This is a genomic window from Tellurirhabdus bombi, from assembly GCF_021484805.1.
Classification (GTDB): Bacteria; Bacteroidota; Bacteroidia; order Cytophagales; family Spirosomataceae; genus Tellurirhabdus; species Tellurirhabdus bombi.
Genome location: NZ_CP090557.1, coordinates 138,522 through 159,377 on the forward strand (window position 1 = coordinate 138,522; position 20,856 = coordinate 159,377).

19 protein-coding genes are annotated in these 20,856 nt (G+C 49.2%); 10 read left to right on the top strand and 9 right to left on the bottom strand.

The genetic code is table 11. The features are described from left to right. Positions 1 to 12: 12 nt before the first annotated feature. Together L0Y31_RS00600 and L0Y31_RS00605 are read left to right on the top strand one after the other, a co-directional pair. The gene (locus tag L0Y31_RS00600; protein ID WP_234735126.1) at positions 13 to 882 is read left to right on the top strand and encodes a geranylgeranylglycerol-phosphate geranylgeranyltransferase; all 870 of its coding nucleotides are present in this window, start codon (positions 13 to 15) and stop codon (positions 880 to 882) included. A 113-nt stretch (positions 883 to 995) separates the two neighbouring features. Next, on the top strand, positions 996 to 1,685 hold the full coding sequence (locus L0Y31_RS00605) for a TapB family protein (RefSeq protein ID WP_234735127.1): 690 nt from the start codon (positions 996 to 998) through the stop codon (positions 1,683 to 1,685). A gap of 82 nt (positions 1,686 to 1,767) precedes the next feature. Here L0Y31_RS00605 and L0Y31_RS00610 read toward each other — a convergent pair whose 3' ends face one another. After that, a complete protein-coding gene (locus L0Y31_RS00610; protein ID WP_234735128.1) occupies positions 1,768 to 2,319 on the bottom strand; it encodes a hypothetical protein in 552 nt (183 codons plus the stop codon). Between the two features lie 220 nt (positions 2,320 to 2,539). Between L0Y31_RS00610 and L0Y31_RS00615 the strand changes: the two genes are divergently transcribed. Together L0Y31_RS00615 and L0Y31_RS00620 are read left to right on the top strand one after the other, a co-directional pair. Beyond that, positions 2,540 to 2,920: a MerC domain-containing protein gene (locus tag L0Y31_RS00615; protein ID WP_234735129.1), complete on the top strand. Its 381-nt coding sequence runs from the start codon at positions 2,540 to 2,542 to the stop codon at positions 2,918 to 2,920. A gap of 188 nt (positions 2,921 to 3,108) precedes the next feature. Then, a complete protein-coding gene (locus tag L0Y31_RS00620) occupies positions 3,109 to 4,263 on the top strand; it encodes a hypothetical protein (protein WP_234735130.1) in 1,155 nt (384 codons plus the stop codon). A 64-nt stretch (positions 4,264 to 4,327) separates the two neighbouring features. Here the strand turns inward: L0Y31_RS00620 and L0Y31_RS00625 are convergent, their stop codons facing one another. Both L0Y31_RS00625 and L0Y31_RS00630 read right to left on the bottom strand, forming a co-directional pair. After that, on the bottom strand, positions 4,328 to 5,662 hold the full coding sequence (locus tag L0Y31_RS00625; protein ID WP_234735131.1) for an ABC transporter permease: 1,335 nt from the start codon (positions 5,660 to 5,662) through the stop codon (positions 4,328 to 4,330). 58 nt (positions 5,663 to 5,720) lie between these two features. Then, positions 5,721 to 6,359, bottom strand: a complete 639-nt coding sequence (locus tag L0Y31_RS00630; protein ID WP_234735132.1) for an ABC transporter ATP-binding protein — start codon at positions 6,357 to 6,359, stop codon at positions 5,721 to 5,723. A gap of 154 nt (positions 6,360 to 6,513) precedes the next feature. On the opposite strand from L0Y31_RS00630, the gene purN reads away from it, so the two are divergent. Further along, positions 6,514 to 7,083 carry a phosphoribosylglycinamide formyltransferase gene (purN, locus tag L0Y31_RS00635; protein ID WP_234735133.1) on the top strand — a complete coding sequence of 190 codons (570 nt, stop codon included), beginning with the start codon at positions 6,514 to 6,516 and terminating at the stop codon, positions 7,081 to 7,083. Between the two features lie 44 nt (positions 7,084 to 7,127). Continuing rightward, positions 7,128 to 7,526: a hypothetical protein gene (locus L0Y31_RS00640; protein WP_234735134.1), complete on the top strand. Its 399-nt coding sequence runs from the start codon at positions 7,128 to 7,130 to the stop codon at positions 7,524 to 7,526. Position 7,527: 1 nt separating this feature from the next. Here L0Y31_RS00640 and L0Y31_RS00645 read toward each other — a convergent pair whose 3' ends face one another. Continuing rightward, on the bottom strand, positions 7,528 to 8,697 hold the full coding sequence (locus tag L0Y31_RS00645; RefSeq protein ID WP_234735135.1) for an FG-GAP repeat domain-containing protein: 1,170 nt from the start codon (positions 8,695 to 8,697) through the stop codon (positions 7,528 to 7,530). A 264-nt stretch (positions 8,698 to 8,961) separates the two neighbouring features. On the opposite strand from L0Y31_RS00645, the gene L0Y31_RS00650 reads away from it, so the two are divergent. The 3 genes from L0Y31_RS00650 (at position 8,962) to L0Y31_RS00660 (ending at position 12,329) form a co-directional block, all read left to right on the top strand. Further along, positions 8,962 to 9,330, top strand: coding sequence for a hypothetical protein (locus L0Y31_RS00650; protein ID WP_234735136.1), 369 nt, complete (start codon positions 8,962 to 8,964; stop codon positions 9,328 to 9,330). Positions 9,331 to 9,405: 75 nt separating this feature from the next. Further along, positions 9,406 to 11,826 carry a TonB-dependent receptor gene (locus L0Y31_RS00655; protein WP_234735137.1) on the top strand — a complete coding sequence of 807 codons (2,421 nt, stop codon included), beginning with the start codon at positions 9,406 to 9,408 and terminating at the stop codon, positions 11,824 to 11,826. Between the two features lie 191 nt (positions 11,827 to 12,017). Then, a complete protein-coding gene (locus tag L0Y31_RS00660) occupies positions 12,018 to 12,329 on the top strand; it encodes an isoamylase early set domain-containing protein (protein ID WP_234735138.1) in 312 nt (103 codons plus the stop codon). 73 nt (positions 12,330 to 12,402) lie between these two features. Here L0Y31_RS00660 and L0Y31_RS00665 read toward each other — a convergent pair whose 3' ends face one another. The 5 genes from L0Y31_RS00665 to L0Y31_RS00685 form a co-directional block, all read right to left on the bottom strand. Further along, on the bottom strand, positions 12,403 to 13,344 hold the full coding sequence (locus tag L0Y31_RS00665; protein ID WP_234735139.1) for a TIM barrel protein: 942 nt from the start codon (positions 13,342 to 13,344) through the stop codon (positions 12,403 to 12,405). Positions 13,345 to 13,360: 16 nt separating this feature from the next. Next, positions 13,361 to 16,474: a PVC-type heme-binding CxxCH protein gene (locus tag L0Y31_RS00670; RefSeq protein WP_234735140.1), complete on the bottom strand. Its 3,114-nt coding sequence runs from the start codon at positions 16,472 to 16,474 to the stop codon at positions 13,361 to 13,363. 137 nt (positions 16,475 to 16,611) lie between these two features. Next, positions 16,612 to 17,859: an NAD(P)/FAD-dependent oxidoreductase gene (locus L0Y31_RS00675; protein WP_234735141.1), complete on the bottom strand. Its 1,248-nt coding sequence runs from the start codon at positions 17,857 to 17,859 to the stop codon at positions 16,612 to 16,614. Further along, the gene (locus tag L0Y31_RS00680) at positions 17,856 to 18,860 is read right to left on the bottom strand and encodes a 4-hydroxyproline epimerase (RefSeq protein WP_234735142.1); all 1,005 of its coding nucleotides are present in this window, start codon (positions 18,858 to 18,860) and stop codon (positions 17,856 to 17,858) included. The genes L0Y31_RS00675 and L0Y31_RS00680 overlap by 4 nt, the downstream gene beginning before the upstream one ends. A 3-nt stretch (positions 18,861 to 18,863) precedes the next feature. After that, positions 18,864 to 19,778 (bottom strand): dihydrodipicolinate synthase family protein, encoded by a 915-nt coding sequence (locus L0Y31_RS00685; RefSeq protein ID WP_234735143.1) that lies wholly within the window; start codon positions 19,776 to 19,778, stop codon positions 18,864 to 18,866. A 136-nt stretch (positions 19,779 to 19,914) separates the two neighbouring features. On the opposite strand from L0Y31_RS00685, the gene L0Y31_RS00690 reads away from it, so the two are divergent. Further along, the gene (locus L0Y31_RS00690; RefSeq protein WP_234735144.1) at positions 19,915 to 20,781 is read left to right on the top strand and encodes a helix-turn-helix domain-containing protein; all 867 of its coding nucleotides are present in this window, start codon (positions 19,915 to 19,917) and stop codon (positions 20,779 to 20,781) included. The last annotated feature ends 75 nt before the right edge of the window (positions 20,782 to 20,856 follow it).

The following is a 20,856-nucleotide window of genomic DNA, read 5'->3' on the forward strand; positions in this document are numbered from 1 at the left end:
TACTTTTCGGTTATGACCCGAAAATTTCCAAAATCAGCTTTTGTTCTTGGTTTTCTGCGCTTGATACGGGTTCAAAACCTGCTTATCATTGTCGCGACGCAATACCTGGCGCGGATAGCCCTCATTGGGCCGCGCGAGCAGTGGATGCGCCTCTTTCTGGACTCCCGTTTATTTCTGCTTTCGTTGTCAACCGTTTGCATTGCTGCTGCCGGTTACATCATCAATGATTATTTTGACATCAAGATTGATATAATCAACAAGCCGGACCGGGTAATCATTGGTCGTTTTTTACGCCGCCGGGTGGCTATGGGTGCTCACCAGGCCCTAAACATTATTGGGGTTGGCATCGGGCTTTACCTCAATAAATGGGTGTTTGTCGCGGATGTCGTGTCGGTAACATTGCTGTGGTTTTATTCGGCGAATCTGAAGCGGCAACCGTTTATCGGCAATTTTGTCGTTTCTTTTCTGACGGCGATGTCGCTCGTTGTGCTGGCTGTTTACTACCGCCAACAGGTTGATCTTCTTTTGATTTACGCTCTTTTTTCCTTTTGTATTTCGTTGGTTCGCGAGATCATCAAAGACATGGAAGACGTGCGCGGTGATGCCCGGTTTGGATGCCGGACATTGCCCATTGTCTGGGGCATTCGCCGCACCAAACAGTTCCTTTACGGCATTATTGCCACGTTTATTGCGACGCTGTTTCTCATGGCTCATTCGCTGGCCAATCCCCAGCTAGGCTGGATTTTCATTATTTTGCTCATTCCCATTACCTGGTTAATTTATCGGCTTGTCATGGCCGACACCAAGCGGGATTTTTCGTACCTCAGCTCGCTCTGCAAACTCATTATGCTGGTTGGTGTAGTGAGCATGGCCTGGGTGTAAGCTTGCACTCGTAACGAATTATTTATTAACCAATTAACCGTTGGCTAAATCAGGCCGTTGCATCCCTGCAAAACCACTTACCTTGCCAGTTGACTCTCAAATTTCCGAACACCATGAAAAAGTTAATTTTCTTTTTTCTCCTCGTTCTGAGCATTAAAACACAGGCGCAGGAGTGCGCAGGAATGAACCTAAAATCTGGAACGGGTTATGAAGTGCTCTCCTACAATGCCAAAGGGAAACCCAACGGACGGCTTGTTTACAAATTCAAAGACGTTCGCAAAGAAGCAGGTGCCACGGTCGTCGAGATTGGTATGCAGTCCTTTGACGAAAAAGACAAAGGCGGTACGGAGATGCTTATAAAGTACGTCTGTAACGGCAACGAAATTATTGCTGACTTGTCCGGCATGACGCAAATGGCCAACCAGAACATGCGCGATATGGAATTACGGATGAAGACGAACGCGATTATCTATCCCCACAACCTTAGTCCGGGTTTAAAGCTGCCCGATGGTAAACTGGAGGCTGATATGTACAGCAAAGAAACAAAGATGATGGAAATCAGTATGAGCTTTGTTAATCGGCAGGTCGAAGGGAAGGAAAGCCTGACGGTGCCCGCCGGGACGTATACAGCCTACAAAGTCAATTCGGATATGAACATGGACAACCGGGCAATGGGCATTCCGATCCGGTCGAATATGAAAGTCGTCAGCTATCGTTCTAACGATGTTTTATTTGACCTGAAATCCGAAACCTACCGCAACGGGAAATTGATCGGTTATACCGTTTTGAACAAAATTCTCTAACGTAGAGTGAGCGCAAGAGTAAATGAGTGAAAGAGCGAGCAACTAGCTCATTACTCTTTCGCTCATTCACGCTTTCACTTATTTAGTTAACCGTCAGATTGAACTCAACTTCAATATCGTTGGACCCGGGCGCGGGTGTTCCATCTTTGGTTCCTGACTGGTGGCGCAGCTGCACCCGGAATTTACCTGTACCTGCCGCCGCAGTTCGCAGGGAGCCAGTCAGTCCTACGTTCAAATTTTTTGAATCTTTATCCCCGTACGTATACGTCCCTAAACCTGCGGGTGTAATGGTGTAGACAAAAAGGTGCTCATCCTTTTTCTCCTCTATCTCGCTCGTAATATTTTCCGACGGGTTTTTACTTTCGTCCAGTACCTCAACATCCAGCCGGTAGGTCGTATTGGCTTTTAGCGTAATGTTGTCAAATTTAGAAGGGGCCTGTCCGCCTTCACCATCGGCATCCCGAAACGTAAACGTTTGTTGATTGGACGTTCCCGACTCTGTGAATTTTAAATTGAGCGTTGTAATCAGTTCGTTTTCATCCTGTGGCTCAGGGTTATCTGCTTTGTCACAACTTGTTACCAGGACCGTTCCCAATAGGAAAAAACCCAGCCAAGACGATTTTAATTTGTTCATGTGCTTGCTTCTTAAATCAGGTAGTTAACACTATTTCTAGCTGTAAAACTAGACATATTGCAATATTGTTGCAAAAATAAATGCAACTTTATTGCATCATTGCTGGTTTACTACTCCGAAAGCAGCCACGCTGCATTTTATGTCAAAATATCCCTTGCAACAGCGTTGCATATTTTCAAGGTAACGCCTATTTTTGCATTCGGTTACTGCCTCAAGAATTATGAAGATTGATCTTTTATCGAAAAAAGCAGATTACGTTGGTATTACAGGCTCTGTTCTGTGCGTTATTCACTGTTTGATTACGCCTGTATTATTGATGACAACGGCCCTGGCCAATGACCATGCCTTACGCGATGGCTACCTAAGTCTGGATTATGTTTTTATCGGGATCAATATCATAGCCGTTTATTCGGCGACCCGCCACAATACGTCTCCGCTGATTAAAAAAGCACTGTGGGGTTTTCTATCCCTGTTTGTCGTGGCGCTAGTGCTTGAAGAAGTTTCTCCTATTTTTGAATACCTGGCTTATACGGCCTCAGCGGGCTTGGTGGTGACGCATTTTGCCAATATTCGGTATTGCCGCCTAAAGCACAGCCACTAAAACCATAGAGAAGTTTGCCTGTAAAGCATGCTTCATTCCCTTATTAATCAGAATTTAACCCCCCTATTCTGTTGTATTCATAGGCAAAAATTCGTTTATTCGCATAGAGGACCGAAGATCGTACCGTAACTTCTTAGCGATAAATGCATTTTTTTCGGGATATTGTATTTCTTACTAGCCTTTGCTTTTTGAGTGGCAGTATTGATGCTCAATTAGCGCCCCTGGAAGTAGCCACAGAATCCATTGCTCACGTAGCCACTCATCGTCCAATTCACCGAGCAACAGCGCAGGTGTCTGTCAAGGTCGGCATGGAAAACCACCTGTTTGCCTCGTATATTCTGGCAACAGCAGCTCTGGCCGAAAAAAATGATGCATATACGCTTGGTGAGGGGGATGGTTTGGTGGCGGTGTTTGTGCAAAATCCAACGCCTGATACCCACGTTCGGGTAGAGGTTAGCTCAACGCCATTTAGTGAAGCCGCTTCGTACGAAGGCATCCTGCTAGAAGCTGGACGCCAATACCAAGTTACGCCGCAACTCGCCTGGGATTACGAGAAACTGCGCCGACTTAACCAACCTACACCCATTAATTTTACCATCACTACTTTTGTTGATGAAGTAAAAGTAGGGCACAAAACGGTGGTTGCCACGCTCCGCTCTATCAATGACTGCCCGTATTTTTGGGAAGAAAAAGGCCATCCAAAAGGAAATATTGACATGAATTATATGTATACCGCTTACGTCAACGAAGACGATCCAGTGGTGGATAAAATTCTGTCCGAGGCCTTGCAAACAGGCATTGTCCCCGCTTTCGATGGCTACCAGTCTGATGATGTCAAAGCAGTGGACGATCAGGTATTTGCCATCTGGTACGCAATGCAAAAACACGGAATTCGCTACAGCTCGATTTCAACGAACTCCAGCACAGGCACTTCCCCAACTTTATACAGCCAGCGCATTCGGCTGGTCGACCAAACCTGGGATCTACGTCAGGCCAATTGCGCCGATGCGATGGTTTTATTTGCTTCGGTATTGCGTTCCATTCACATCGAGCCGGTTATTATTTTATTTCCTGACCACTGTTTTCTAGGGTACTACCGCGACGGCGCACGCAAAGATTTTGCGTGTCTGGAAACCTCCATGGTTGGTGAACTGGATTTGAAAAAGATACCGCAAGTGAAACGCATAAAAGCTTCCCGGCAATTGTTTGCTACGGCCCGTTCCCGCGCCCAGCGTCAATTTAATGAGTCGAAAGAAGTCTTGGTGTCGAATAAAGAGCAGCACTACCGCTTTATCGCTCTTTCGGATGAGCGAAGATCAGGCATTCGGCCAATTGGTCGTTAATGTAGATAGCAAAAGCCCCGTAAACTCTCTGATTACGGGGCTTTTATTTATTTCTCCACTAAAGTTATTCTTCTGCGAGGGTTCTCGAAATGTTCATCCGATAGATACCTAGGGCCGGTAGAGCCGCTGCCACAATGCCAACCGTTACCGCCACGCCCAACACCAGCCACTCTTCGGGCAAAATAGCCAGATTGGCCAACGTATAATGATAACTGCTCTCTACCCGCGCCGAGAATAAAAGGAGTCCTGCCCGACTAACAACGAGTCCCAGTACAAAGCCAATTAAGGCTAGCACCAAGCCTTCCAGTAAGAGCATCCCGAAGAGTTGCGTCCGGGTAGCCCCCATCGACAGCATCAATGCCATTTCGTACTTGCGTTCTTTCAGGGAGTTATAAAGCGACACAAATACACTGATTCCCGAGATGATCATGATGGCAATAGCCAGTCCGCGCAGGGTCTCTACGCCTACACCTAACAAGGAAAACAACCGATCAATTTCGATAGCGGGCAAAGCAGCCTGCATCTTTGAATTCATATTGACGCTACGCATTAGCATCATTCCCAGCGGATTGCGGAATTTAATCAGCATACTCGTGATTTCACGGTGGTCGCCGTGCTCTTCCCCTTCTTCGTGATGCTCTTCTTCCTGAGGCGGCGGTCCTGGTACGGCCAACATCGGCATTCGGCCACTTCGTTTAGCCACGGCTGGCTGTTCTGCTACCGGAGCAGGGCTAGCCTTTGCTTCCCCGGCGGGTTCGTCCTCGTGTTTCTCCCCTTCTTCGTGGTGGTCGTGAATGGCCCACACACTCGAAATATCCGTCAAAATCAGTTGATCAACTACGCTATTACTCGGCTTGAAAATGCCCACCACTTTGTATTTCGAATCCCCGTGCTCTTCCCCTTCCGCATCCAGTCCGTGGGAGCTGGCAAACTCATCGCCAATTTTTAAACCAGTAATCTGGGCCACCCGCGCACCGACTGTTACTTCCAGCGCCTTCTTAAATAGCTTTCCTTCCTCAACCGATGCCCCATAATGATCGACGTATCGTTTATCCGTTCCAACAATGCGAAACGATTGGTAATTGTCGCCCATTGACAGCGGAATGGCCGTTTTTACCATTGGGTTTTTAGCCAGTCTCTCCGCCTCCTCCAACGGAATATTACCCGTCGGCGCATCGATCTGGTAAATGCTCGATAGAATTAACTGCAACGGACTGCCTTTTGCGCCCACCACCATATCGACGCCCTTGATATTCCGGCTAAATTGCTCTTCCAGTTGTTTATTCAGTAATAAAAGCAGCGAGATGATGCTGATACCCAGGGTCATTAGCAAGCCGCTCAAGAAACTGCTCAGCGGCTTATCTTTCAGGTTAGCCCAACTTATTTTCAGGAGATTCATTGTCGTACGTTTAAAACGGTTCTGTCGCGAAGCGTTACTTTGTTAGGATAGTCCCAGGTTATAGAAGAACCTGATTGGCGAATTCATCTTTGAGCCGCTGGTCGTGCGTGACGACAATGAGACTCGCGCCAATCTGCTCGGATTGTTGCCGCAGCAGCGCTACCACGCGGGCGCAGTTATCGTCGTCCAGACTGGACGTGGGTTCATCGGCCAGAATCACCGATCCTTCCGAACCTGTGTGGTTCATCATAGCCCGGGCAATGCTTACCCGTTGCTGTTCACCCTGGCTTAACTGGTGCGTTTTTTTAGCCAGATGATCCGCAAAACCCAGTTGCTCCGCCAACTTACGGGCACGATTTTTATCCTGTGATTTCCCAGCTAAATAATTCGCTAGCAACAAATTATCGAGCACCGACAACGAACTAACAAAGTGAGGCTTCTGGTAAACGATTCCTACGTGGGCCGCCCGAAAAGCCGCCGTTTCGGCTGGGCTAAGCTGCGTTAAATCTGTTCTGTTGATTTGAATAGAACCACTTTCAGGTTTGAGCAGCAAGGCCAGAAGATGCAGCAATGTTGTTTTCCCCCGCCCGGATTGACCAAGTATCAGCAGCGCTTCCCGGTCGTTGCAGTGCAAATCGGGAAATGAGAAGCGTTTATCGGGAGAATACGAAAACGTGAGTTGATGAGAAGTAAGCATAAGTACCAGATCGGCAAGCCCAAAAATAATCATTTCTTGGCTGCAAGATGGCAATCAATTTATGCCAAGCCAAGAAAAGAAGCAGGATTCCTGAAAAAAGCCATTTCATTTTAGTAAAGTTTCAGAACTTTGTCAAAGTCTGTTATCGCACTGCATGAAACGAATTGCTTTATTTGCCTCTGGCTCCGGCTCCAACGCCGAAAAAATTGCGGAATACTTTACGAATAATGATGAAGTAAAAGTCTCATTAATTCTGTCAAACAACCCAAAAGCGGGTGTCATCGACCGGGCCCGGCGCTTGCATATACCCGTTCTTTTGTTTGACCGACATACCTTTTACCAAACCGACGAAATCACGGAACTGCTCCAAAATCAACAGATTGACCTGATTGTGCTGGCCGGTTTCTTGTGGTTGCTCCCTCCCTCTCTGGTGAAGGCTTTCGAGCGTCGCATCATTAACATTCATCCGGCATTATTACCTAAATTTGGTGGTAAAGGCATGTATGGCCATTTTGTTCACGAAGCGGTGGTAGCGGGTGGCGAAACTGAATCCGGCATTACCATTCATTACGTCAATGAAAAATACGACGAAGGTGATGTTATTTTCCAGGCAAAGTGCGTTGTTGAACCAACTGACACGCCGGAAGATGTGGCCAAAAAAATACAAGTTTTAGAGCATCAGCATTTTCCCAAAGTCATTGCTGATCTTTTATTGAACCCGTAATTAATTGATGAAGTGGGCTTTTTAGCTCGTTTACCCCAATGCGAATGAAAAAATCTCTATTGCTACTGCTTTTTTTAGGTGGTCTGCTAATGGGCTGCTTCCGACCGGCGATTTCGCTAAATACACAGCCAAACTACCCGGTTGACGTTTTCTATGCCAATCAGACACGCCCCGAAGCGCATTACACGGATTTAAAATGGCTGGAATTTACGGAAGAAACACCTTTAACGGATAAACAACGACCGAAGCGGGGCGGACGGCTCTTGTCCAAAGGCACCAATCAGGAACAAAAGGAAATTTTGCTGGCTAAACTAACGCTGGAAGCTAAGAAGATTGGTGCGGATGCGTTAATGGACGTTCGCTACCAATATTACATTTCAGCCGATGTAAATGGATACAAGCTGGGCGGTATGGCCATCAAGTATACTTCTGTTCCACAGTGATTTAGCGCTTACCTGCTGGCGTATTATTCCAGTAAATCAGCACGTTCAGGGTGGCGCGGCCCGAAGCGATAATGTCTAAATCGCCATCCTGATCGAGGTCGGCAGCCTGTAAATCTTCGCAGGCCATCATCACGCTATCGTCGAGCGGAAATTCCTGCCAGGTCGTCAGGGTTTTGTCGGGCACAAAGAGCCGAACGCCCACTTTTTTGTCCGCATTGGGATTACGCCAACCCATCACAATCTGGTCGCTTCCCATTTTTAAAAAGTCGCCACAGAGCAGCGCGTGGCCCTGGTTCATGCGGTCCGTCAGGGTCTGGCCGTCTTTCTGATTGGGTCGGTATACCACCAGCCGGTTGCCGTGCATGGGTTCGATTGAAGTCACCAACGCTTGCTTGCCGTTTTGAAAGCCCCGACGCACCTCGCCCATGCCGTTGCCCTGACCGATCCATTGCTCCGTCTGCTCCCATTTCCCAGCCAGAAAACGCACCAATTTGCTGCCTTCTTTGCCACCCAGAAGCATCCGTGTTTCGGCGCCATCTTCCCAGATTTCAAAATTATGCGTCATGTGCAGCGTCGAATCCACCAGTTGCGTTGTCCAGCGGCTGCGCGGATCAGTTGGTTTTTCGTAAGCCAGTATCCGAACGCCGCGCCCTTCCCCGTTTCGATTGCCCAGCCCATGCAGCGGAACAACAATAAGCTGATACCGATTAGGACCCACTTTAGCCCAGCGCATGCGGTGGGTCGTTACTTCGTGGTGCAGGCGCACCGGCTCCCAGTTTTTCGTTGGGTCCTGGGGCCGGATTAGGTAAAATACGCCACCCGATTTCGTTGAGTCCGCTGTTTCGGAGGGGTTCCAGCCAGCCCCCACGGCCACCTCTACCCGCCCGTCGCCGTCAATGTCACGGGCAGCAATGCAAACATTATCCTGTGGTGTAAGGTTGGCAGCCATCACATGGCGCGTCCAGTTTCCGGTTTGATTCCCAGGATTTTGGTACCAGACAATTTCTTTCTGATCAGCCAGCAGGATGTCCGGCTTTTTATCTCCATCGACATCGCCAATCGCCAGGCCATAGCCAATATCGATCTGGTTGTCAACCACCTGTATTTTAAACGATGGTGTTTGCGCGTAAAGTGTATGCGTCAATAGGAAGAGAATAAGCAGCTTTTTCATGGTGTGGTTTAGAAGTCAGTCAGTGAATATAGGATAAATCTATTTACAACCCGACAATATTCTACATCACTTTTAATGAGCTCTTACTTGCAAACTAGGTCACTCCCAACTGCTTTGCGCTGGAAGTTTTGAAGTATATAATGGTACAAAATAAAGTTTTAATAACGTAATATAGGAAAATTTAGGTTCGTCTAAATTTTCGCCTACATTTGTGGCTTAGCAAGTGGCAACAGATCAATAGTTGCTTAAACTTCATCCCCCTAAATGACTCTTCTGCTGGCATACCGACGCCTTATTGCCCGCATTCTGCTGATTATCTTCAGCATGATGATGGTCAATGGCATTGTATTCCGGCACGCGCACAAGCTTCCAAGCGGGCGGGTAATCATCCACGCTCACCCCTACTGGCCGATCAATAAAAGTCCTTATCAGCCTAATACCCACACCACGCAGGAGTTGTTCTGGCTTGATACAGTTTCTAACCTGGTCTTCGAAGGTCCAGCCGTGGCCATTTTTGTCTTTGCGGCCCTGCTGTTGATCCAATCCGCGCGTTTTGTTGCATACAAACGAACGCTTCTCTCTTACTCCTTTTACCACTTTTCGCACCGGGGGCCACCCGCAATTAGCAACTAGTTCCGTCGTTTCCTTGCTCCTTTTCTGGGGTAAGTGAGGTACATCTATGTTGTTCAATTGTATTTTTCCTTTTCTATGCGAAAGATTATTTCCTTCTGCCTGTATTTTTTTGCCCTTTCTTCTGCCCTTGCACAACATACCTTATCCGGTCAGGTAAAGCACCAGGAAAACAACGAGGCCGTTATCGGGGCAACTATTTTCATCCCTGAACTCCGTACGGGCGCTACCACCGATGTCAATGGATCCTATCGCCTGGCTAACCTGCCCAACGGCACCTTTACCATTCAGGTGTCCTTTATTTCGCACAAAACCATTGTGCAGAAAGTGACGCTTCCGGGCGTTCAGACGCTGGATTTCACAATGGAAAACTCGGTCAATTCCCTGGAAGAAGTCATTGTGTCGGGTTCATCGACCAAAACAATCATCAAGGAAAGTCCCATTCCTATTGCGGCGCTCTCTCGAATTCAATGGCTGCAAACACCTTCGACTAACCTGATCGATGCAGTTGCGAAACTCCCCGGCATGTCTCAGATTTCAACGGGTGTTGGATTATCCAAGCCCATTATTCGGGGGTTGGGATTCAACCGCGTCATTACCATGCACGATGGCGTGCGGCAGGAAGACAACCAATGGGGCGAAGAACACAGCATCCAGGTCGACGAATATTCCATTGACCGCTACGAAATCATCCGGGGCGCTGGCAGCCTCATGTACGGTTCCGACGGCCTTGGCGGGGTCATGTCCATTTTGTCGCCCCGCCCCGTTGAAGAAGGTAAAATTGTTGGTCGCGTGTTAACCAACTACATGACGAACAATAACATGGTTGGCTTGTCGGCGCAGGTTGCCGGTAATAAAAATGGCTTTGTCTGGCACCTTCAGACGAGTCGGAAAGATGCGAAAAATTACCGCAATCCGGTAGATGGTCGCGTGTATAATTCAAATTTTCAGGAGCCACTTAACTTTAACGGATTCCTGGGTCTGAATAAGAAATGGGGCTATTCTCGCCTGTATTTTGTCCGGTCATTTCAGCGCTATAGCATCGTTACCGGAACCCGGAACGAGCGGGGGCAATTCACCAAAGCGGTTGCGCTGAACGACAGCACCGACGGCTTTATTCCAGCTCCCGCCAATGAACTAAATGGCCGCACCTTCGATCCCTCGAATTCGCAGCGACTCGGCAACTACAAAGTTTCACTCAACAATTATTTCCAACTGGGCGAGTCTTCTTTATCGGTTAATCTGTCGTACGCTCAGAATCGCCGGGTCGAATTTGGAAACGTTTTTGCGCCTGGTGTTGCCGATTTGTACCTGTTTCTGCAAACCATGTATTACGACGCCCGTTATAATCTGCCCGCCCGAAAAGGCTGGGAAACAACGCTGGGAACTAATGGAATGCGCCAGAATCTGGACAACCGGGGCAGCCAGACTCTTTATCCAAACTACAACCTGTTTGATAACGGTATTTTTGTTTTTACGAAGAAAAGTTACGACCGTTTGAAACTCAGCGGCGGCGTTCGGTATGACATTCGCAATCTGGATATCAACAAATTATACATTGATCCCGAAGGTCTTTTTCAGGCGCAACCCGTTCCCGGTGCCATCGAACGCTTCCCTGGTTTTCAAAGAACCTACCAGAATATTTCCGCCAGTGCCGGTGGCGTTTACAACCTCACTTCCAGGTTAGCCGTCCGCGCCAATGCCTCCCGTGGTTTTCGCGCGCCAACCGTTCCCGAACTATCTTCCAACGGCGAACACGCCGGTACGTTCCGATACGAAATTGGTAATCTGAAAGCCCTTCCCGAGGTGGCTTATCAGGGTGATTTAGGGGCTACCTTCGAGGCAAAAAGCGTTTACCTGGATGTCAGTATTTTCCAGAATTCCATTCAGAACTATACGTATTCAGAGCGCGTGCTGAGTCCTGCCGGTCAGGATTCGATCATCAATGGAGTTCCTGTTTTCCGGTACGCGCAGGGCAATGCCCGCCTGCGGGGTCTGGAAGCTACATTTACGTGGAATCCGGTTGGTGCCCGCTGGTTAAATTTCACCCAGAGCTATTCATCGGTCTTTACCCGAAATTTAGCGGCCAAAGAGCCTGCTGCCCGTTATTTGCCATTTATGCCCGCCCCGCGCTGGATTACGCAGGTCAAATTAACCCGAGACAGTTGGAAAAACAGATTGCGCAATATCTACCTTTCGGCCGATATGGAAATCACGCAGCGGCAGGATCGAGTGCTGCTCGCTTACAATACGGAAACGGAAACGCCCGGCTATACACTTGTCAATCTTGGCGTTGGCGGAGATATTGTGTCGAACAGTAAACATACCTTATTTTCTATTTATCTGGCCGCTACCAACCTGTTTGACGTTGCTTACCAAAGTCACCAGAGCCGCCTGAAATACCTGGATGCAAATCCGGTAACAGGTCGTCAGGGTGTTTACAGCATGGGACGAAACGTAAGTATCCGGTTAGTAATTCCCTTTGAAGGAAAACTTTAAGGGGCTTTCTGATGAAGCCATTACCTCATTTTTTGCATAAAGAAATGAGGTAATTTTTGTTATATTTTAAGTTAAACCTGTAAGCGAATAGGACTTTTATTACAGTTACTCTTTACAAGAAACTGATACACATTGCATTGTATTAAATCAATATATAACTTCGTAATCGAAACCAAATACTATTTCCTTTTATGGCTATTGAAAAAAAGTCTGTCAAAAGTAAACCAACCATTTCTAAAGTAACCTTTTCGTTGCCTGCCGAAGCGGTAAACGGCGCAAAAAAAGTTGCTCTTGTCGGTTCGTTTAATGACTGGAAACCAGAAGCTTCTCCGCTAAAGTCACAGAAAGATGGCTCATACAAAATAACCCTCGAATTGCCACTCGGTCAGGAGTATGCATTCCGCTATTTGGTGGATGACGAAACCTGGATTAACGATCCGGAAGCGGACAAATATATAGCCAGTGGTGTCTCTTTAGACGAAAATTCAGTGGTTGTATTGTAACATTTTTACGCCTTTTACAGGCAAAAGCCCAGCCAAATGGCCGGGCTTTTGATAAATTTTGTCTTTTAGCTAATTAGACCACAAAGCTATCTGATTCTATATAAGCTTTAATCAAGGCTTCTTCCCCTTCTTTGCCCGGTTTGGAGTTGCCGTGTTCCATCCCAAAAATAAACTCCTTGTTTTCAGCCTTGGCCTTTTTATAGACGTGCTCGAAAACTTTCTTGTAATTGATTTCGCCCGTTGTTGGCTCTTTCCGGCCCGGATTATCACCAATCTGAAAATAACCGATTTCGCTCCAACACCAGTCAATGTGCGGAATGATGTGGCCTTCGTTTTTCTGCATGTGGTAAACATCAAACAGAATCTTACAAGCTGGGCTATTGACGCCCCGGCAGATTTCGTACGTCTGGTCGGACGTGCGTAAAAACAGATTAGGCGTATCGCTCAACGGCTCCAATACCATCGTGAGATTGTGCGGCGCGAGAATATCGGAGCCCCGACGCAACGCATCAATGACGTGGCCCGTTTGAATCCCAATCGGCAAGTTCCGTTCGAAATCGCCCGGCACCACCGTCATGAATTTGGCATTGCACCGTTTTGCCACCTCAACCGCCCGCTTGCAACCATTCAGGAAAATATCGATGTATTCTTTCTTACCCGCCGCCAGCGAATTTTGAGAATTACCTCCTTTATCCACTACAAATACGCCCATTTTCATGCCCAGGCGGTTCAGCTCTTTCCCGATTTTTTCCTGTTCTTCGGGCGAGCGACCCATCATGCCATTGTCTTCCAGAGCCGTAAAACCCTGGTCAGCCATGAATTTTAACTGATCAATCGGGTCTTTTCCCGCGCTGTTTGAAAACATGCCGAAGTGCGGCGCGTACATTAACTTAAATTTATTTTTAGCCACGAAAGCAGGTTGAGAATGCCAGTTCTCGGCGTTGGCAACACTTCCTGTCATCGCTGCGGCAGCAAGGCCTAAGGTAGATTTTACAAAGTCACGTCGTTGTAGCATGGTATCAATTGAGGGTTTACTTTTTCTTTAGACTGGCCAGATATTCCACTAGATCTACTAATTCCTGCGTAGACATAGCTTCCTGCAAGCCGCTGGGCATCATGGAACTATCCATTTTCTTCATGGAAACCACGTCGCTCATTTTGTAGTTGGTTACGATGCCGCCAGGAAATTTCATTTGCAGATCGGTTTCGGTTTTGCTGGAAACAATACCGGCCATGGTACTCCCATCTTTAAACTTTACTTCCCAACCTTCAAAGCCGAAGCTAATACCGGCATCTGGGTACAAAATGGCCAGATATTGTCCTTCCTTGGCTAGCTTACTGCCAATTTCCGACAGCTTGGGACCAAAATCCATGCCCTCGCTGTTGACCTGGTGGCACACGGAGCAATTGTTTTTGAAGATCATTCCGCCCCGGCTTGCATCGCCGTTCATGGCCAGTAGTTCGGGAATACCGGGTAGTTTTTTCCCTTCAGCTCCAGTCGCCCCATCCAGGTACGAAGCCACTTCCTGCCGAACGCCCTTCCGCCAATCATTGCTTACGCCCTGCACGGCGGCTTTTTTGTAATCTCCTTTGATCTGTTTGCCTTTTAGCAACACCAGCACCTCATCGGCTCCGTTCATGCTACCACCTAATGCCCGCGTGGCATCCATGCGCAAGCTCGCCGGACGTTTCTCATCCAGAGCTACTGTTTTCAGAATATCGATGGATTCTTTCGTACCAACCATGCGAAGCGCCAGTAGCATCTGCGTTACCGCGTCTGTATTGCTGCCGTTAACCACTTCCCAGATCAGGGGGCTACCCTCCTGTTTCAGCAGTTGCCGCGAAGCATCCCGGCCCATGCCCGTCATGGCATTTTGGGTTGCTAGTTGCAACAGGCGTTTGTTTTCGGCTTTCGGCTCATACCGGGAAACCAGATCCATGTATTCTTTCGTGCCGTACACCTCATCCATCAGTTTGGCTAAGGCCGCTCCTGCGTCAGGAGACTGCTTAACAAAAGAAGGATCTAAATGGCGGAGTGCCAGCTTATTGATTTCGGTATTACCCGGATTATTCTTAATGATTGTCAGCAGAGCATTGGATTTTTCCGTACCACCGGGATTAAAATCGAATGCCCGGAAATAGCGCAGCCGCTGGCTCATGTCCGTTTGTTGATCGGCGGCCAAACGCGCCAGCATCGGAACAGCTTCTTTCGTTCTCGAACGCCACACAATGTCTTTTCCGGCTGCCGTACCGATTGGATTAACGCCCGCCCGCTTGAGCCAGGCCGTATAAAACGAGTCCCATTGTCCATCAGCGCCAATGCCGAGGGCTTCCAGATACCAGCGATCTTTGCCATCGTGCTGCATGGCTAACTGCGCCCAAAGTTCAGGAGCCTGAGAAGACGTATTCCGGCGCAGCGCAATAGCACACTCGCGACGCACCTGCGCACTTGGGTCATTAACGAGCTTTTTCAGATAAGGGATAAGATCCATCTTCATCTCGCGGGCGGCACGCAGGGCGGTTATGCGCAGATTAGGATCGGTTTCTTTGAGCCCTTGTTCTACGTATTTCTTTCCTTTTTTACCGTCCAATTTACTCAGGAGCCAGAGCGCCCGGGCTTTCATGCGGGGTTCCGCCGACGTTTTGTAGAACTTCGCCAGGTCTTTTTCGGCTTTGTCACCCAACGCTCTTAAGGCGTTCCATCCCGCATAGCGAACGCCCATATTGGGACTTTGCAACGCTTCGATTGCCCCGGCGGTCGTGGTTACGTCCACTTTGGGCATTTTGTAAGGGGTATTTGGCGGGGCAATGCGGAAAATCCGTCCCCGCGCCTGATCGCCCGCCTGGTGACCGCCAACGCCCGGGTCGTACCAATCAGATACAATCAGCGAGCCATCCGGCGCCACGCAGACATCCGAAGGCCGGAACCATTGATCACGCGCACCGTGCACAATATTCACAATTTCGGCTTTGTAGCCCGCCCCGTCTGGCTGCACCGGGTATGCCCGAACAACATTGGGTCCCGCATCGCAGTGAATCACCTGATTTTGGAACTGAGCCGGCAACAGCTTGCCCTCGTACACAATGATGCCGGTTGGCGAACCCGCACCCGTTTGCAGCAGGTTGGGCACAACGCCGGGATCATTCAAATGCCAGTGGCGACTCGGAACATCCGGCTCCATATTGGTTCGGCTGACCTGCCAGCCAGCGCCCGTCATCTCATCCGTATAGCCGTAATTGCCGTACTCCATTACGTAGTTAATCCGCACGCCTTTGTTGCCATCGTCGTCATTATCCGACTGCCACATGGTCCCGTACGAATCGAGCGCGACTTCGTAATTATTCCGGAAATTATCGCCCATTACTTCCATCTCACTGCCGTCGGGATTGCAGCGAAAAATCATGCCCTGGCGGTAGCTTTTGGCGTCAATCGCTAAGCCTGTGGTTCGGTCGAAGATTGGTTTTCCGTCTTTATCCCGAATCTGCTTGCCTTCGTTTCCAAAATTGAAATACCACTTGCCGTCCGGTCCAAACACAAATGTGTGCATGCCGTGGTCGTGCTGTTCGCCACTTACGCCCGTGAACAGAATTTCTTTTTTGTCGGCTTTATCATCCCCATTCTCATCCGTAAATACGTAGATGTGGGGACTATTTGAGACAATTACTTTATTGCCCTGTACCCAAACGCCAAGCGGCGATTCGAGTTCAGGCCCCTGGTAAAAAACTTTATTGACATCCGCCTTGCCATCGCCGCTTGTATCTTCCAGAATGACAATTCGATCCCCCTCTGCGTGCGTTGGGTTTCCGTTGATCGCCGGACGGTAGTTATACGCTTCACAAACCCAAACCCGCCCCCGCGCGTCTACATCGATGTTGGTTGGATTGATCAGCATGGGCTCGGCGGCAAAAAGCGTTGCTTCCAGACCCGGCGCCACGTCCAAAGCCGCTACGGCATATTTCGGATCATGCTTATCGTCTTCGTTTAGTTGCGAAAAAAGACTGGTCAGGTAGGATTTTGAGGCCCGGTTGAGATCTGTATTTTGGTAAGCGCTAATCAACGTGCTACCAGCAAGCAAACCGGCTGCCGAAAGGATAACAGCCCGCCGTGACATACGCGGAAATACACGCACTCGACGAGTATTCATAAGGTAAAATAGGTTAAAAAAAGGCTTGTATTATATCGCGTAAATATAAGAAGAAAGTCCGAACCAGGGCTTATCTTCTCCCTTGTCCGGACTTTTTACTTCAATTTGTTAATAAGCTAGTAACGCTACATGCTTTTTCAGGAAAAGCGTTCTGAACGGAAGGCGCTGATATCCATGCTGGATGACTGATTAGCCACTACTTCGGCCACTAATTTACCCGTAGCAGGTCCCAGGCTAACGCCCATCATGCCGTGCCCGGTGGCAAGAATCAGGTTTTCATAACGTTGAGTTCGGCCAATGTACGGCAAGCCATCCGGCGAACAGGGCCGCAACCCACTCCACACTTTATCGACCTGCGGTAAATCGACCTGAATATCAGGGTAATACTGATTAATCGATTGCACAATTCCTTTTACGCGGTTCATGTTGACGCTCAAATCAACCCCGGCAACTTCGAGTGTCCCGGCAAAGCGTAAATCCTGCCCGATGGGTGTAGCCGTAGCCCGCGCTTCGAGCATGATGGCCGGCACCCGAACGTTGTTCGTTACGTTACGCACCATGAAGCTATAGCCTTTGCCACCCTGCAACGACAGAGAAAAACCCAATTGCTGCGTTAGTTGGGGCGACCACGCACCGCCGGCAATAACCAGCTCATCGACGGGGTGAGCGCCCTGCGCCGTCTGTACCGCCGTAATCCGCGAGCCGGAGGTCGTAAAGCCGGTTACTTCGTGGTTTTCCAGAATCTCCACGCCTTCTTTACGCAGATAAGCCACCATCGAACGAATCAACTGTCCCGGATTCAGGTGCGCATCACCGGGATAATAAACGGCTCCGCGTACATCAACCTGCGTCTTTGGCTCTAAGTCCTGCACCTGCTGACCATTCAATACCTGTGCTTCGATGCCCGACTTGTTGGCCACGTCCGCTTCTTCGGCCATTTCATGCTCAGCGGAAGGGGTTTTATAGAGCATTAGTAAACCGAGTTCCTGCCAGCCAAAATCCAGATCGCCATTTGAGGCCATATCCTGATACAGCTTTTTACTCAGCAAACTAATATCCCGCAAGGCTGGAATAGACCGCTGGACGTGCGCCTCCGTGGAATGGCGGTAGAACAGCCAACCCCAGCGCATCAGATCGATGTTCAGACGCGGCTTCACGTAAAATGGGCTGGTCGAGCGCAGCATCCAGCGCATTCCTTTCGCCATCATCCCGGGTTGCGCCAACGGAATGATGTGGCTGGGAACGATCATGCCTGCATTGCCGAACGAGCAACCATCCGTAATCGGAGCGCGATCGAAAACGGTAACGCGGTGTCCCGCCTTGTGCAGATAGTAGGCCGAACTAAGTCCGCTAATTCCTCCGCCAACGATACCAACGTGTGTCATATTACCTGGAATCCGTGTACGTACGGATCATCTTCGTCAAGAATGATGTGATTGTAACCGTGAATTCTCGCCCAGCCTTCAATGCTGGGAACAATAGCTGGTTTTCCGGCTAATTCGGTTTCAGCTTCGATTCGTCCCGTAAAAATCGAGCCGATGATGCTTTCGTGAACAAAATCCTCGCCCGGTTTCAGCCAGCCTTTGGTGTACCACTGGGCCAGCCGCGCCGACGTGCCGGTGCCGCAGGGCGAGCGGTCAATGGCTTTGTCGCCGTAGAACACCGCGTTACGCGCCGTAGACGTTTCTTTCAGGGGTTCGCCCGTCCAGAGGATGTGGCTCAGTCCGTTGATGGTCGGATTTTCGGGATGCACAAACGTGTATTTTTCGTTCATCCGTTGCCGCATCTCCCGCGCCCAGCCAATGAGCTGCTCGGCTTTGTAATGCTGCAAACCCGGAAAATTGGCTTGCGGATCGACGATGGCGTAAAAATTACCGCCGTAGGCGACATCCACGGTTAGTTCACCCAAATCAGGACACTCAACCGTCAGCTTTTCGGCGGCGAGATACGATTTTATGTTGGTGATCTTGACCGATTTTACTTTCTGGCCTTCCTGCACATACTCCGCCCGAACCAGTCCGGCGGGCACTTCCAGATTCAGCACACCCGGCGTTTTGGGCCGAATCAGATTTTGTTCGATAGCCACCGTAACCGTCCCGATGGTGCCGTGACCGCACATCGGCAAACAGCCCGATGTTTCGATGAACAGCACCCCGGCGTCGTTGGCCGGGTCGATGGGCGGATACAGAATGCTGCCCGACATCATGTCGTGGCCGCGCGGCTCAAACATCAGCCCTTTCCGAATCCAGTCGTATTCGCGCAGGAAATGCTGCCGTTTTTCGCTCATTGACGTCCCGTGCAGGAACGGAATGCTCCCACCTGTTACCACCCGAACCGGATTGCCGCAGGTGTGAGCATCGATACAAAAAAAGTGGTAAGCTGACATCAATTAACGAACAGAAGTTAATTCAGGGCGCTTTGCCAGCGCAGTTTGGATAATGTTTAGAACGCGTTCCCGCTCTTCGCCAATGACGGCCAGACGCGGCGCACGCACGTATTCTGAGCCAATTCCGGTGGCCGTAGCCGCCAGCTTGATGTATTGCACCAGTTTAGGATGGATGTCCAGTTCTAATAACGGCATAAACCACTGGTAAATTTCCCGGGCTTCGGCAATTTGTCCCGCTTTCGTCAGGTTGTAAACGGCCATTGTTTCTTCCGGGAATGCATCGACCAGACCACCCACCAGACCATCGGCACCAAGAACCACCGATTCCATGATCAGCGTATCGACACCGCCCATGATTTTGAAACGATCGCCAAACGCGTTGCGCATGCGGATAATGTTCGTCAAATCACGGGTTGATTCTTTAACGGATTGAATATTGGGGTACTTCGCTAATTCTTCAAACATGGCGATGCTCGTCATGATTTTGTAATCCACCGGATTGTTGTAAATCATGATTGGCAATGAGGTTGCCTTGGCCACCGTCGTGAAAAACTCGACGGTTTCGCGCGGATCTGAGTAATACCGCATGGGAGGCAGCAACATCAAGCCATCAGCACCCGCTTTTTCGGCATCCTGAGCCGCTTTGACAGCGACGCTGGTTACGGCCTCGGCGATGTTTACGATTACTGGAATCTGTCCGTCGGTAACATCAAGGGCAGCTTGCAGTAACTGAAGTTTTTCTTCTGGCGTAATTGTACTCGCCTCTCCCAACGATCCGCCCAGGATTACACCCTGCACGCCAGCGTCTATTTGCGCCTGTAAGTTGAGTTTAAATAGTGATAGATCAAGCTGGTCGTCAGCGGTGAAAGGAGTCAGAAGAGCTGGATAGACGCCCTCCCAATTTACGGTAGTTGCCATTTTATTTTTTATTAATTGTCTCGGAATCAAAATTCAGAAATAAACCCCAGAAATTTTCATCAACTATTGATGCATTTTAATACTATTTTTACCTAAATTCCCTCAAACATCATCAACATCCAACAATAATGTATTAATGAAACCACTGTTGTTTCGAGTGCCGACCGTCGATGACCGCTCCTTTCGCGTCCAGGAAGATAATGAATTTCACTTTTATGACCGCCTTCATTTTCATCCTGAGATTCAGTTAACGCTTATCCTTGAAGGACAGGGAACGCAGGTTGTTGGTGACAAAATTGACCGCTTTCGCCCTTACGACATGTTGCTGTTGGGCGATAACCTTCCGCACGTCTTTCGGAGCGACCCGGAATACTTTCAGCCCAATAGCCATCTTCGTTCGGTTTCGTGGTCAATCTTTTTTCGGGCCGAGACGCTCAGCAACAGCCTTTTTAGCCTGCCCGAACTGGCTCCGCTCAACCACTTGCTTCGCGAAGCCCGCCACGGTGTTCGCCTGCGCTGCGGCGGCTCAACATCCCTGACCGAACGCTTCGAGAGTTTGCCGCACCTGCGCCCTTTCGAACAGATTGTCAGCTTTTTACTCGTGCTCGACGAGTTAGCCTCGAATTCTTCCCGCGAAATTTTGTCTACGATGGCCTACGAGCAGCCCCGCCGCCCGGACGACCACCAGCGCCTCGACCAGATTTTCAATTATATCCTGCAACATTACGATTCACCCATTACGCTCGAGGATGTAGCCGACGTTGCCAACCTGACTCCCAGCGCTTTCTGTCGCTTTTTCAAGATTCACACCCGCAAAACATTCTCGCATTTGCTGAACGAAGTTCGGGTAGAACACGCCTGTCGGCTCCTGCACCAATCCGGCCAGAGCATTAGCCAGATTGCTTTTGCCTGTGGCTATACGAACTTGTCCAACTTCAACCGGCAGTTTAAAGTCATCACGGGTATGACACCCAAAGAATACCTGAAAACGAGCAACTTATAATTTATCTTCTACTCTTTAGGTAGGCTGTTTTAAGAAGGCTGAAGTAATCCATTTACCCCAGCCTTCCCCTTTTAG